Raw genomic sequence first — 12,605 nt, 5'->3', positions numbered from 1 at the left:
CGCAAATCACTCTTAATCTCTGGTTATGAATGCCTGCTGCGCAGGGCATTTCGAAGGTGGTCGAGAAAGGCAGAGACCTTGGCATCCATCCCTAGGCGCGAGCCGGTCACGGCGTAGATTGCCGGCGCGGGGAGTTCATAATCGGGCAGGACGCGCACCAGCTCTCCGCGTGTCTCGGGCGTGTCGGACACGAAATCGGGAAGCGTTCCGATCCCCTGTCCGGCGACAAGAAGGTCACACAGCACCATGCTGTTGCCAACCCTGACGGCGGGATCGAGCCTGACGGTTGCATCCTCGCCCGGTCCGCTGAGCCGCCACTCTGTCAGGTGATCGGCCAGCAGAAACCCTATGATGCGGTGCTGGGGCAGGTCTTGCGGCCGTTTCGGGTGGCCTGCCGTCTTCAGATATCCCGGCGCGGCAAAAATCCTTTGCCGGATGATGCCGATCCGGCGCGCCACGAGCGAGGAATCCGGCATGCCCGGCCGGATCCGGATTGAAACGTCGAACCCGCCTTCGATCATATCCACGACCCGGTCGTCCATGGACAGGGTCAGGCGCAGATCGGGATAGGCGGCCAGAAAGCCCGGCAGCAGGGGCGCAATCACCATCTGCCCGAAAGAGCTGGACACGTTGACCCGCAGGTGCCCCCGAACCGCGCCTGCGCCTTCCCTGATATCGCCCTCAACCCGGCGGACCGCATCAAGAATGGCAAGCGCCTCCTCGTAATAGCGCTGCCCCGCATCTGTCAGCGACATGCTGCGCGTGGTGCGCGTCAGCAAGGTGCAGCCAAGGCTTTCTTCCAGCAGCTTGACCTCTCTGCTGAGCAAGGCCGACGAGACGCCAAGATCCTCTGCCGCGCGGGCAAAGCTGCCTCGTTCGACGATGCGGCAATAGGCGGTCATGACAGAGAGCTTGTCCATGTCGTTCAGTGTCGCCGTTGGGCGCGACCTTGTCGACGCCATTTGCAACCTTGCGCCGCCCTGGCGCCGCGCCGGGTTTCAAGTATCGATCCCGCAGAACCTGCTTTCGGGGCGGAGGCCGAAGCAGATCCCATGCAGCACATTGCTCAGGCAGTGATTTTGCGTCGATGAACTGCCGCTGGCGGTTGCATCAGACGAAGGCGCGACCCTGTCTGACGCTTCGCCATCACCCGCTGTTCATACCCACAAGCATGGCGCCAAGGGCCACGAAATGTATCAGCATGATCGCCCTGTCATTCCACAGCACGCCGACCGCCAACCAACCAAGAACGCCGACGAGGAACAGGTAGAGGTTCCAGGGTGTCCAGCCGAAGGCCGTCGCCGAGTAGCCCATGATCTGGATGAGTGACGCGACCCATTTGACGGTGAAGGCAAGGCGATCCCTGGACACCAACCCCCCGGAGACATCAGACAGCACGGGTCAGCCCTCCGTCGATCCGCAGGTTTTGGCCTGTCATGTAGGCGCCTCCTTCGGACGCAAGCCATGAAATCAGCGACGACACCTCGCAGGCCTTTCCATAACGCCCCAACGGGATGCGGCTGCGGCGGTCTTCGCTTTCAGGCAGGCTGTCGATGAACCCCGGCAGGACATTGTTCACGCGAATATTGTCAGCCGCGTATTTGTCCGCGTAAAGCTTCGTAAAGGCTGCGAGGCCCGCGCGAAACACGCCGGAGGTCGGGAAGAGGGGATCAGGCTCGAACGCGGCAAAGGTCGAGATGTTGATGATCGCGCCGCCACCCTGTGCCTGCATCAGAGGCGTCACCAGCCGCGTGGGTCGGATGACGTTCAGAAGGTAGGCTTCCATGCCCAGATGCCAGTCATCATCCGAGATCTCCAGCACCGGGCCTTTTGGGCCGTGACCCGCCGAATTGACCAGAACATCGACACGGCCCCACCGTTCTTTCGCGCCGTCCACCAGCGCTGCTATGTCATCTACCGAACGGTTTGACCCGGTGACGCCAAAGCCTCCCAGTTCTTGCCCGAGCGTTTCGCCCTTGCCGGAGGAGGACAAGATCCCAACCCGAAAGCCGTCTGCCGCCAATCTGCGCGCAGCATCAGCACCCATGCCGCTGCCGCCCGCAGTAACAAGTGCCACTTTCTCTACTGACATTGCAGTCTCCTTCATTGCTCTGCCTTTCAGATATTGCAGATTGCGCGATAATTCGCGCCAGAATTGATCTTGCGTGACAGTAGGATTACTATTGTCATATGACCCAAACCCCGCCTCTCAACAGCTTGCGCGCTTTCGAAGCGGCTGGCCGCCATTTGAATTTCCGCGCCGCCGCAGACGAAATGGCCGTGACGCAGGGTGCCGTTGCGCAGCAGGTCCGGCATCTTGAGGCCCACCTGGGGATACCCCTGTTTGAACGGTTGCCCAAAGGGCTGGCATTCACGTCATCTGGCCGCAGCTATCACGGGCGCATCACCTCGGCGTTTGAGGAGTTGCGAAATGCCACGGCGAGCCTGCGGCCGGAACCTGACAGGGTTCTGGTAAGCGTCACACCGACCTTTGCGGCAAAGTGGCTTATCCCGAACTTGCCGGCTTTTTCGGCCGCACATCCGCAGATTGACCTGCAAATCCTCGCCACAGAAAAAGTGTCTAGCTTTCATGGTGATGGCATCGACGTGGCGATACGTCAGGGGCAGCCGCCCTTTGGTGCGTCACTGGAAGTGGTCCGTCTTTTCAGGCAAGAGGTCATCGCTGTCGCTGCACCCTCTCTGCTCGCAGGCCACGACGTGCCGCTGTCCCCGGAAACCCTTTCGATGCTGCCAAAACTCCATGATGCGCACGATCTGTGGCCAGGTTTCCTTAAAATGCTGAAGCTAGAAGATCGCGGTGGCCACGGCCTGCGTCTGAGCCAAACAGCCCTCACCATGGATGCGGCCCTGTCGGGTCAGGGCGTCGCACTTGTCAGCAGTTTTCTTGCCAGGCGTGACATAGAAGCAGATCATCTGGTGCAAGTCGTGCCCGAGACACTTCTGGGTGAGCAGCATTTCTACATGCTGGCGCTGCGCAAACCGAAACGGAACTCATCCGCACAAGCTGTCATCGACTGGTTCACGTCGATGGCGGATGCGAGTGGCTGAACGGGCCGGGGGCTTGCGGGTGTAACCGCGTTAATGCAGCCTTGGCGAGGCCCGCCAAGTGGGTCGTTTAGCAACCTGACCGACCAAATGGCCGCGGCTCGCCATCTGGCCCGGACTGCAAGATAGTCAGTATTGCGCTCGGCGTACGCAAAGGAACAGCGGGCATCAGGTGTCAGGCCCGTCATGATCGGCGAGACATTCTTCGTGGTCGCGCAGGACCTTGAGGATGCGGCAATCGGCGATCCGGTCGGCGCTACACTCCCTGATCATCCGTTGCAGCTCGGCCCGCAAGGCCTCCAGTCGGGCGATGCGCGCCTCTACCTCACGGAGCCGTCTCTGCGCGACCGCGTCGACCTCTGCGCAGGACCGTTCCGGGCTGTCGGCAAGGTCCAACAATTCCCGGATTGCGTCCAGCGAGAAGCCAAGCTGTCGCGCATGCCGGATAAACGCAAGGCGATCAAGCTCGGCATCCGTATAGCGGCGCTGGCCGCCCTCCGTCCGGTCAGGTTCAGGCATCAGGCCGATCTGCTCGTAATACCGGATCGTTTGCACCTTTGTCCCGGTCCGCTTTGCCAGAGTGCCAATCGAAAGCATGGGTTGTCTCCTTACCCTGCAAGAGCCCGGCAGCCCCTGCCGATGACCGCGACGCAGAAATATTTTCCAGCAAGGCTTGAACCTACAGTCGCTGTAGATCGTATATCGAAGATAATTCGGGAATCACAATGGAGAACCCTCATGGCCGACGCGAGCGCAGGACAACGGGAATGGCGCGTGACGGGCATGGATTGCGGCGCTTGCGCGGCGAAGGTTCGGGGCGCGGTCGAACGGTTGCCGGGGGTCGAGGATGTCGATGTCGCCCTCATGGCAGAGCGGTTGCGGTTGACGCTGGACGAGCGCCAGACCTCTGCTGAGCGGGTCGAGAAGGCCGTGCGAGGTGTCGGTTTCGGAATCTCACCCAAAGGGGCGCCGCCAGAGAAGCCGAAGGGCGGTTTCATTCTGCCGGATGGGGCATTTCCGGCCGCTGCGGATGACGAAACCGAGCGCGAAGACACGGCCGGTCAAACCGAGGACGGAGGTACGGCTTGGGTGAAAACCGCCAAGGGGCGGCTGGTCCTTGTCACGGGCGCCTTGCTTGCGGCGGCTTGGGCTTCCAGACTCATCCTGCCGTCAGAGATTGCCCATTGGGGCTTTGTTCTGGCGACGTTGGTGGGGCTCTGGTCCATCGCACTGCGCGCGATTGCCATGGCGCGGGCTGGCATGCCCTTCACCATCGAGATGCTGATGACAATCGCCGTTGGTGGCGCGCTCTTGATTGGCGAGCCGGAAGAGGCCGCGCTGGTCGTTTTTCTTTTTGCCGTGGGTGAACTTCTTGAAGGCGTCTCGGCCGACAAGGCCCGCAACAGCATCCGCGCGCTCTCAAAGCTGGTGCCGAAGACCGCGCGACTGGAGGTGGGCGAGACAACGCGGGAGGTGGCGGCTGAAAAACTCCGGGTGGGGCAGGTCGTGCAGGTCCGGCCCGGCGACCGTGTGCCCTGCGACGGCGAGGTCATCGAAGGTGTGTCGGGCGTAGACGAAAGCCCGGTGACCGGCGAGAGCGTTCCAACCCTCAAGGAAAAGGGCGCCGCGGTTTTTGCCGGGTCGGTCAACACCGAAGCCCTTCTTCGCGTGCAGGTTACGAAGGCGGCCGAGGACAATACCATCGCCCGCATCGTGCGCCTGGTCGAAGAGGCAGAAAGCGCCCGTGCGCCGACCGAACGGTTCATTGATCGGTTCAGCCGGGTTTACATGCCCGCTGTCGTGGGAACCGCGCTTTTGGTTGCGGTCGTCCCGCCACTGGCACTCGGGCAGGCATGGGGCGAATGGGTCTACCGGGCGCTGGCCCTGCTGTTGATCGGCTGCCCCTGCGCGCTGGTGATTTCGGTGCCTGCTTCAATCACCTCTGCACTTTCGACCGGGGCCCGCAATGGACTGTTGATGAAGGGCGGCGCAGTGATCGAAGCGGCCGCCCGCACCACCCATGCGGCCTTTGACAAGACCGGCACGCTCACGCATGGCAAGCCGCGCGTGACCGACATCACGGTGTTTGTCGGGGGCGAGGACGACTTGCTTGCGCTCGCGGCCGGTGTTGAGAGCGGTGCGAGCCATCCGCTGGGCCGGGCAATCTGTGCGGAAGCGGAGCGTCGCGGCGTCGGTGTGTCTGCCTCCACAGGCGCGCGCGCATTGCCCGGTAGAGGCGCGGAAGCGGTGATTGGTGGCGCGCGTGTTTGCGTGGGCTCTCCGCGACTGGCGGAGGAACGCGGGGTTCTTACGGATGATCTGTGGCCCCGGGTCGAGGCCTTGGAAGCCGAGGGCAAGACGGTGGTTATCGTGTTGCGCGAGGACGTACCCCACGGCCTTATCGCGTTGCGCGACGAGCCTCGCGCCGATGCGGCGCAGTCGGTCGCACAGCTTCGCAAGCTGGGTGTTTCCACCGTCATGCTGACCGGTGACAACCCGCGGACCGCACAGGCCATCGCCGAGGGGCTCGGGATCGAGCAACGCTCCGGCCTTATGCCGGCAGACAAGGTCACGGCAATTCGCGATCTCGCATCCGGGGGTCATGTCATGATGGTCGGGGACGGCATCAACGACGCGCCCGCGCTGGCCGCAGCACATGTCGGCGTCGCCATGGGGTCGGGGACGGATGTTGCGCTGGAGATCGCTGACGCTGCAATCCTGCGCAACCGCGTAACCGATGTGGCGGCGTTGATCCGGCTGGCGCGCGCGACCATGTCGAACATCCGCCAGAATATTGCCATCGCGCTCGGGCTCAAGGCGGTCTTTCTGGTGACAACGGTGCTTGGCATTACCGGGCTTTGGATCGCAATCCTGGCCGACACGGGCGCCACCGTTCTGGTCACCATGAACGCCCTTCGGCTGCTGTTCTTTCGGCCGACCGCCCTGACAGAAGCGGCGGAGCCAGATGCGCGGGAGGCGCAAGAATTCGTCCGCGCCAGTTGACGTGAGAGGATCAAAGGAGCCGTCTATGACCCTGCACCGCGCAGCCATGGCCCCAGAGCCCTCTTTTCCGGTAAGACCCAATCAACGATGCCGCAGGTCAACTATTTCCCGCTTGTCGCGCAGTCCGACTCTGATCAGATGATACACGTTGTTCAACGAAGTGGCGGGGCGCCCAAGCGCTCCCGGTAGCGCGCCGGAGGCACACCCATCGTCTTGCGAAACTCGCGTCGAAAGGTCTCCGCCGATCCAAACCCGCAGGTCTCCCAGATATCCGAAAGCGGGATGGCGCTGTTTTCTAGCAACTCGGCAGCACGCGACACCCGTTCAACCTTGAGCCAGTTCGACGGGGTCGTTCCTGTCTCTTCGTGAAAGCGTCTTGCCAATGTCCGCCCGCTTGTCGCGGCAGCACTTGCCATGCGCTCGATCGGCCATTGTTCGTTGATCGACGCGCGAATACGGTCCTGTAGTGCTGCCAGACCTGACCCCATGCGCGCCCTTGGTTCCGGGCGTGGCACAAACTGCCGCTGGCCGCCGTCCCTTTGCGCGGGCAGAACCAGCCGGCGCGCGACAGAGGCCGCAACCTGCGCACCGTAGTCCTGCCGAATGATGTGCAGGCCAAGGTCCAGCCCGGCCGCCGACCCGGCAGAGGTAAACACGCGGTCGTCCTCCACAAACAGCACATCCGGGTCGACGGCAGTCTCTGGATATCGCTCTGCAAGCTTATCCGTGTATCGCCAATGGGTTGTGGCACTCTTGCCCTTCAATAGCCCGGCCGCAGCAAGAACAAAAACGCCTGAGCAGATCGACGCGACGCGCGCGCCACGATCGTATGCGGCGCGCAGTGCGGCGCAAAGGTCCTCGGGTACGGGCGTGTCTGCGCCGCGCCATCCGGGAACAATGATCAGGCTGGCATCCTGCAACAGGCCAAGGTCCTCCTGCGCATCCACGGTAATCCCACCGACAGCGCGGATCGGTCCCGGCTCTGCCTTGACGGTCGCAAACCTGTACCAGTTTTCGAATTCCGGCCGTGGCAAGGCGAACAGTTCAACGGCGATGCCGAATTCGAATGTGCACAAACCGTCATAGGCAATGGCGCACACCAATGGGTGTTTTGCCGGGAAAAAGTTGGATTTTGTCATCTTGGCAGAATTCGACCGTATGTTGTCATGTTTGCCAGTATCGGGATTATTCGAACCATGGCAAGTCTTCGTCCGAACACTGAAACGGAGACATGCCAATGACCATCCAAGCTGACCTTCTGGCCACTATCGAGACCTATTTCGACGCGATCCATGAATGTGACACCGAAAGGCTGAACGCGGTCTTTCACCCGGCGTCAAGCTTGTTTGACGCGGACAATGGCACCGTATTTGTCGAGCCGATTGAAAGCTTCAGCCGCGATGTCGCGGGCCGCGTCTCCCCCGCCAGCACAGGTCAGGTGCGCGAGGCCGAAGTGCTGATGATCGACTTTCTGTCACCCGTAAGTGCCACCGTGAAAATCCGGATCCGCGCGCATCGAAACGTTTTTGTCGATCACCTCGGCCTCGTTTTGGGGGCAGAGGGTTGGCAGATTGTATCGAAGATCTGGCATCTCGAGCGCAGGATTGACGCAGCTGAAGTGACTGAAAGAACGGTTGACGCCGCATAACGCTCGCCGCGCAACGCATTGAACAAACCTACAAAGGAATACCACATGACCAAGATGAACGCTGTCGGATGGTTCGACATTTACGTGGATGATCTGGACCGGGCCGTGGGCTTTTACGAAACAATGCTCGGCTCTGCGCTTGAGCCAATGGGTGACCCAACCGGCGAGTCCCGGATGATGAGCTTTCCGGCAGAAATGAGCGCCTACGGAGCAGGGGGTGCCCTGACGAAAGCCCCGCATGCCGGTCCGGGCATCGGCGGCACCATCGTGTATTTCATGGTCGAGGATTGCGCGGTGCAGCAAGAGCGTGCTGCAAAGGCCGGTGGCGCTGTGGTCCGGCCCAAATTCTCGATCGGCGACTTCGGCTGGGTTCTTCTTTGTCAGGATACTGAAGGCAACATGATTGGCTTCAATTCCATGAAGTAGAATGCGCAACTGCGGCGCATCAACGGGCAATCTACGGGTTGCCCGAGCTGCATTCCGGCACGCCCTAATTTCATAGACGGGCCACTGACAGCCGACCCGCGCGAGCCCGTGCCCCGGGCACAACTTTCAGCTTGCGCACGAACTCAGTTCAATCGCGTCAAATCACAGATTGCCATCGCGCCAAGGGTCAGCGTGGCGAGACTCCCCAGTTGGAATTATGCGGTCAAGCCGTTTGGAGGCCGACTTGGCAAAACGCCCCTCCAGCTTAGGCATCCTCGCGAGATCGTCGCCATTGTTGAAGTCAGCTTCGTTGATCTGTTCACACTGCAGACAAATTTGATCCACGTGACCTATTCCAGAGCAGACAGCGCCTTGGCGACGGAATCGCGATGCCGTTCGCTATCACCGTCGTCAAGAAAGCAAAGATGCGTGCCGCCGTCGTCGACCAAGGCAGCGCCGATGGTTCGGCGGATGTCGTCGATAATTACGAACAGGCCTTGGCCGCCGCCGCGAAACCGATTTGTTTCGATGAATATGGATAAACAGCTGGCTATGGGCCAAATGTCTTCTCTCTGGCGTTGAAAGATCAGTTCGAGCGTCGGTGCGTCTTTCTGCACAGCCGGACGAAGCGTTGCCGAACCTGCAGGGATGATCGGTGGGTGCAGAAGGTGCCACTGTTCCGGGGCCAGCACGAAATCGTGGCAAGGTTCGGATCTTTGCGTGCCATGAAAGAACAGGCGTCGGGGCGCTGGATGTTGCGCGAAACCCAAGCGGAGCAGCAGGGCATGAGACGCGTCGTTTGTTTCCCGGCAAGTGGCGGTTAGTGGTGGGGCCGCATGACGGAACCGAGCGGAGAGGGCCAGCATCAGCGCGCGCCGCATGTGGCCCTGTCCCCAGTGATCAGGTGCCAGCCAGTACCAGAGCGTGGACCCGATGCAGAGCCCGCCCAGGACTTCGCCACTCTGCACGATGGCCCGGATGTGTTCCCCGGGATGTTGGTCGTGTTCAAGCAAAACGCTTGGGTCGAAAGGCCGAGAGACCGCCGCGAGCCATGGGGCCACCCGTTCGTCGTTCAGCTGCGATGTGATCGCGGTCAGATCTGCGGGTGCCAGAGGCCGAAGGGTCAGTTCCTTGTCTGTCAGAACTTCGGGAAATTGGTCCATTGGCCTGCGTCTCCGGCTTCGATGTTCTGACAGATCAGTACGAAACGGGGGCGGGAATCAATATGGCGATTCGGTTTGCCAAGGCGATCGCACAAGCCTTCTGCGCTGCAGCAAAAATGCTTGTGGAATAGCCTGTTACACGCCCTCACCAAAAACGTAACACAAATTTACACTTTTTATCCGAAGCGGCGGAATGCGCTCGAAACTACGGCTCTTTGCGGTGAAAACGTTGCGTCAACCTGTCGCTGCTGTAGCCTTCCCGGCAGTCTGAACATCGGCATCCGGGGAGGGGAGACAATGCGCGTCAGAGATCAGCTTCGGTCTGCTTATGAACACCATGCAGGCCTAATTCGGGCGTCGACCAGACGGCGCACCCGGCATCGCATCCCAAATCGCCGACAGGTCGCGCGCCATATGGTGGTGGACCTGCCGCAGCAAGGCGTCCTTGAGAGAATTGTCCATCTTGTCCAGCGCTTTGCGCGCAGTTTCGAAGTCTCTGGGATCTCCGGACTTCAGTGCTTTCTGGATGGCATTGCAAAGATGGTCGTCAACATCTTCGGGCCGGCCACACGCCTTTCTGAGGGCCTCGAAGAAACGCAGATCAACAGGGTCAGTCATGGTTTCGGCCTTTCGCTGCGGAACCCGGGTGTTGAGTATGAGAGGACGCGATGATGGGTCAATCCCGTAGCATCGACGACATACTGAAAGACCGCCTGACAGCAACGCAGGCCATCGCACAGGCCAACACCGAACAGTTGCGGCTGAACCAGAAGGCCAGCGGCATCATGGTGCTGGACCTCAAAGATGAACGGGACGGTGTCGCCAATAGCGACCACGAGGCCGCAAGGACACGCAACGCCGCCGCCCTGCAAGACAATCTGGACAAGATCAACCGGTTGGAAAAAGAGCTTTCGTTACTTGACGAAGAGCTGGCAGCCGCCGTCAAAAAGGACAGCTGAATGACACAGCACAAGCCGCCGCAGGCGATGACGCTATTCGATCTGATCGCCCGCACATGGGAGGTGAAAACCGAAATCAGCGGCCTTTTGTTCAACGCGAAAGGAACGGCGCTTACGGCCGTGCTCGCAGATGGTCGCCTTGCCTTTGTCTCGGTCAACGATGCTGAAAGCCCGGATAGCCGCGTGCGGATAGAGGCCGATACAGGCCGTCCAAGCATCCGCCCCAGATCGAAACCTTTGCCGCCCCCGGTGATCACAGAGGCACCAATTGCGCGAACAGATGTGGCGCCTTGCCGTCTTGGGGATCAGGGGATCGCCTTTGCCCATACGGAGGCAGACGTGCTTTGGCGGGCAACCGCGCGAGGACAGGTTCTGGCGATGAACGCGTCACCACGCGCCGAGGCTACGGCACTTGCCGCCCTTCCGAAGGCGGGGTTGATCGCTGCGGCGTTTGACAGCCAGCTTTCCTTGCTGACCGAAGCAGGCGGGGCGGAGATGAGCTTTCTGGACCTGCCTCATTCGGTCACGCGGATTGCCGTCGCCGCCGACGAGTCGCTGCTGGCTTGCTGGGGCGAGGGGCGTGTCAGTGTCGTATCGTCGGCTGATCTGGAACTGCGTCAGACGTTTGATTGCGAGGGCACGGTGCTGGATCTGGAATGGTCCCCCTGCAAGCGTTGGCTGGTGGCGGGTTGCGCCGACAAGGCGGTAACGCTTGTCGATATGGCAGCTGGTGCCTGCGACCGGATCGTCGATTTTCCTGCAGCGATACATAGTCTGGGCTTCAGTCGCGCTGGCAATGCTTTGATTGCGTCAGGTGCGTTTCGCGTTGTCGGCTGGGCCTTGCCTGACCTGCCATTCGGTGACCACGAAGGCACGCCGATATCCACGGGCAAGCCGGGGCTGACCATCGTTGATCGCGTCGCCGCCCACCCCACCCGTAACCTTTGCGCTGTCGGCTACAGTTCGGGTCTGGTGATGCTTTGCCGGATCGGCCACCCTGACGAGATGCTGGTGCGCGAAGGTACGGGGAAAGCGATCACGGCGCTGGCCTGGTCCGACGATGGGGCCCATCTGGCCATAGGCGGGACCGATGGCCATCTTTCGATCGCGACGTTCCCCAAGAACATGTTCAAGTAAAACCTAACCGGGAGGGAGCCCAATGACACAAGCATTGTCCACGGAAGAACAAAGCAAGGATCGGTATTTTCAGCAGCTGGCCAAGGTTGCCGAAGATATGGTCGAGGAGCATGGCAAGGATTTCGCCGCAGGGGCGCTGGTTCTGGCCGCGCGTTGGGTGGCGGAAAACCGGCTTGGCGCGCCCGAAGACCTCAAGCACTAGTGGCGTCTGGTTGTCTGCCGTGACGCGGCGGACGGCGTCGAAAGGCTCTGGATCTGATTGACGATAATGTCGTTCAGCGGAGCGGCCAGCGCGGCAAGCGGGCTGGCCGACGCCTTTGACGTGGCCGCCGCGCGCAGGGCGTCGGTCAGCGTTGGGGCCACGAGTTGTGAAAAGGCACAAAGCTCATGCATGCGGAAAGTTGCGAAGTGCAGACTGTCAGCATTCAAAAGCACATGACCCTGCTGCCGGGATGGCGCGTTGGTTTTCAGCGCGTTGCTGTGGACGGCCGCCCCCAGCGTGGTCAGTACCGACCGGCGCCATTTGGCATAATCGGTATCGGCGGAATGATCGATGCCCACGGAGTAAAGCTTTTCGGAAATGCTGCGAAACGCCCGCCCGCCTGCGATATGGCGCCGCCAGAACTCGCTTGCCTCTTCGGCGGATTGGCAGGCCGCGAAACGGTCGGCCAGTTTCGGCCGGATCAGGATGACCAGCGCCATGTCCACGTCTTCGGAGATCGAACGGGCGATCTGCATCGCGGGCATCGGCAGATCGGTCAGGGCCAGCAGGCGCAGCGCCGCAAGCTGTTCGGTCAGACGTGCCGACAGGGCCGCAAGCCCATGCCATTGCGCAGCGCCAAGTCCCTCGGTGCCATTCTGACGTCCGGCACTTGCGGCGGCGTGCAGCGCCTGCACCCAGATCACACATTGATCGAACAGGAACACGAGGTCGACATCCGTGCTCGTCGCAGATGCCTCGACCCGCGGAAGGGCGCGAAAGCCGTGAAGACCGCGGATCGCTGTCCGCCAATGACTGTCAAAGTCCAGCCCGGCGGCAGACCACAGCTGTTTGATCCGCGCCAAGAGTTGCGGCGACAGGCCGGGATAGGACAGTTCGGGCGCCGCACCATCAAGGGGGACGATACTGCCAAGCGGACTCTTGCGTGTCATCTCGCGGTCTTTCCTGGGCTGCGTTGTTCAAGGATAGTCAGAGCAGTTGCC

General features: G+C 61.3%; 15 protein-coding genes. 7 read left to right on the top strand and 8 right to left on the bottom strand.

Annotated features, from left to right (window positions below; translation table 11 throughout):
* Window positions 1-23: 23 nt before the first annotated feature.
* The 3 genes from EDD52_RS06600 to EDD52_RS06590 all read right to left on the bottom strand — a co-directional run bounded on the left by EDD52_RS06600 (window position 24) and on the right by EDD52_RS06590 (window position 2,092).
* On the bottom strand, window positions 24-920 hold the full coding sequence (locus EDD52_RS06600) for a LysR family transcriptional regulator (protein WP_132243122.1): 897 nt from the start codon (window positions 918-920) through the stop codon (window positions 24-26).
* A 226-nt stretch (window positions 921-1,146) separates the two neighbouring features.
* The gene (locus EDD52_RS06595; RefSeq protein ID WP_207905980.1) at window positions 1,147-1,398 is read right to left on the bottom strand and encodes a DUF6552 family protein; all 252 of its coding nucleotides are present in this window, start codon (window positions 1,396-1,398) and stop codon (window positions 1,147-1,149) included.
* Window positions 1,388-2,092 carry an SDR family oxidoreductase gene (locus EDD52_RS06590; protein WP_132243120.1) on the bottom strand — a complete coding sequence of 235 codons (705 nt, stop codon included), beginning with the start codon at window positions 2,090-2,092 and terminating at the stop codon, window positions 1,388-1,390. Before EDD52_RS06590 ends, EDD52_RS06595 begins: the two co-directional genes overlap by 11 nt.
* 98 nt (window positions 2,093-2,190) lie before the next feature.
* On the opposite strand from EDD52_RS06590, the gene EDD52_RS06585 reads away from it, so the two are divergent.
* Window positions 2,191-3,069: a LysR substrate-binding domain-containing protein gene (locus EDD52_RS06585; protein ID WP_132243118.1), complete on the top strand. Its 879-nt coding sequence runs from the start codon at window positions 2,191-2,193 to the stop codon at window positions 3,067-3,069.
* 165 nt (window positions 3,070-3,234) lie between these two features.
* Here EDD52_RS06585 and EDD52_RS06580 read toward each other — a convergent pair whose 3' ends face one another.
* Complete coding sequence (locus tag EDD52_RS06580; RefSeq protein WP_132243116.1) at window positions 3,235-3,663, bottom strand: MerR family transcriptional regulator; 429 nt, start codon at window positions 3,661-3,663, stop codon at window positions 3,235-3,237.
* Window positions 3,664-3,804: 141 nt separating this feature from the next.
* On the opposite strand from EDD52_RS06580, the gene EDD52_RS06575 reads away from it, so the two are divergent.
* A complete protein-coding gene (locus EDD52_RS06575) occupies window positions 3,805-6,069 on the top strand; it encodes a heavy metal translocating P-type ATPase (protein ID WP_132243114.1) in 2,265 nt (754 codons plus the stop codon).
* 152 nt (window positions 6,070-6,221) lie between these two features.
* Here the strand turns inward: EDD52_RS06575 and ftrA are convergent, their stop codons facing one another.
* Complete coding sequence (gene ftrA / locus EDD52_RS06570) at window positions 6,222-7,208, bottom strand: transcriptional regulator FtrA (protein WP_132243112.1); 987 nt, start codon at window positions 7,206-7,208, stop codon at window positions 6,222-6,224.
* A gap of 98 nt (window positions 7,209-7,306) precedes the next feature.
* On the opposite strand from ftrA, the gene EDD52_RS06565 reads away from it, so the two are divergent.
* Window positions 7,307-7,717 carry a nuclear transport factor 2 family protein gene (locus EDD52_RS06565; protein ID WP_132243110.1) on the top strand — a complete coding sequence of 137 codons (411 nt, stop codon included), beginning with the start codon at window positions 7,307-7,309 and terminating at the stop codon, window positions 7,715-7,717.
* Between the two features lie 45 nt (window positions 7,718-7,762).
* The gene (locus EDD52_RS06560) at window positions 7,763-8,143 is read left to right on the top strand and encodes a VOC family protein (protein ID WP_132243108.1); all 381 of its coding nucleotides are present in this window, start codon (window positions 7,763-7,765) and stop codon (window positions 8,141-8,143) included.
* A gap of 350 nt (window positions 8,144-8,493) precedes the next feature.
* Here EDD52_RS06560 and EDD52_RS06555 read toward each other — a convergent pair whose 3' ends face one another.
* A complete protein-coding gene (locus EDD52_RS06555) occupies window positions 8,494-9,306 on the bottom strand; it encodes a GNAT family N-acetyltransferase (RefSeq protein WP_132243106.1) in 813 nt (270 codons plus the stop codon).
* A gap of 345 nt (window positions 9,307-9,651) precedes the next feature.
* Window positions 9,652-9,924, bottom strand: coding sequence for a hypothetical protein (locus tag EDD52_RS06550; RefSeq protein WP_132243104.1), 273 nt, complete (start codon window positions 9,922-9,924; stop codon window positions 9,652-9,654).
* Between the two features lie 53 nt (window positions 9,925-9,977).
* Here EDD52_RS06550 and EDD52_RS06545 point away from each other — a divergent pair, with 53 nt between their 5' ends.
* The 3 genes from EDD52_RS06545 to EDD52_RS06535 are packed head-to-tail and all read left to right on the top strand — an operon-like array spanning window position 9,978 to window position 11,604.
* Window positions 9,978-10,265, top strand: coding sequence for a hypothetical protein (locus tag EDD52_RS06545; protein WP_132243102.1), 288 nt, complete (start codon window positions 9,978-9,980; stop codon window positions 10,263-10,265).
* Window positions 10,266-11,402: a WD40 repeat domain-containing protein gene (locus tag EDD52_RS06540; RefSeq protein WP_132243100.1), complete on the top strand. Its 1,137-nt coding sequence runs from the start codon at window positions 10,266-10,268 to the stop codon at window positions 11,400-11,402.
* 22 nt (window positions 11,403-11,424) lie between these two features.
* Window positions 11,425-11,604: a hypothetical protein gene (locus tag EDD52_RS06535; RefSeq protein ID WP_132243098.1), complete on the top strand. Its 180-nt coding sequence runs from the start codon at window positions 11,425-11,427 to the stop codon at window positions 11,602-11,604.
* On the opposite strand, the gene EDD52_RS06530 is transcribed toward EDD52_RS06535, so the two are convergent.
* A complete protein-coding gene (locus EDD52_RS06530) occupies window positions 11,601-12,554 on the bottom strand; it encodes a hypothetical protein (protein ID WP_132243096.1) in 954 nt (317 codons plus the stop codon). The genes EDD52_RS06535 and EDD52_RS06530 overlap by 4 nt on opposite strands.
* Between the last annotated feature and the right edge of the window lie 51 nt (window positions 12,555-12,605).

Origin of the sequence: Primorskyibacter sedentarius, from assembly GCF_004342065.1 — a bacterium.
GTDB classification, from domain to species: domain Bacteria; phylum Pseudomonadota; class Alphaproteobacteria; order Rhodobacterales; family Rhodobacteraceae; genus Primorskyibacter; species Primorskyibacter sedentarius.
This window is presented reverse-complemented; position numbering and strand designations above follow the sequence as displayed.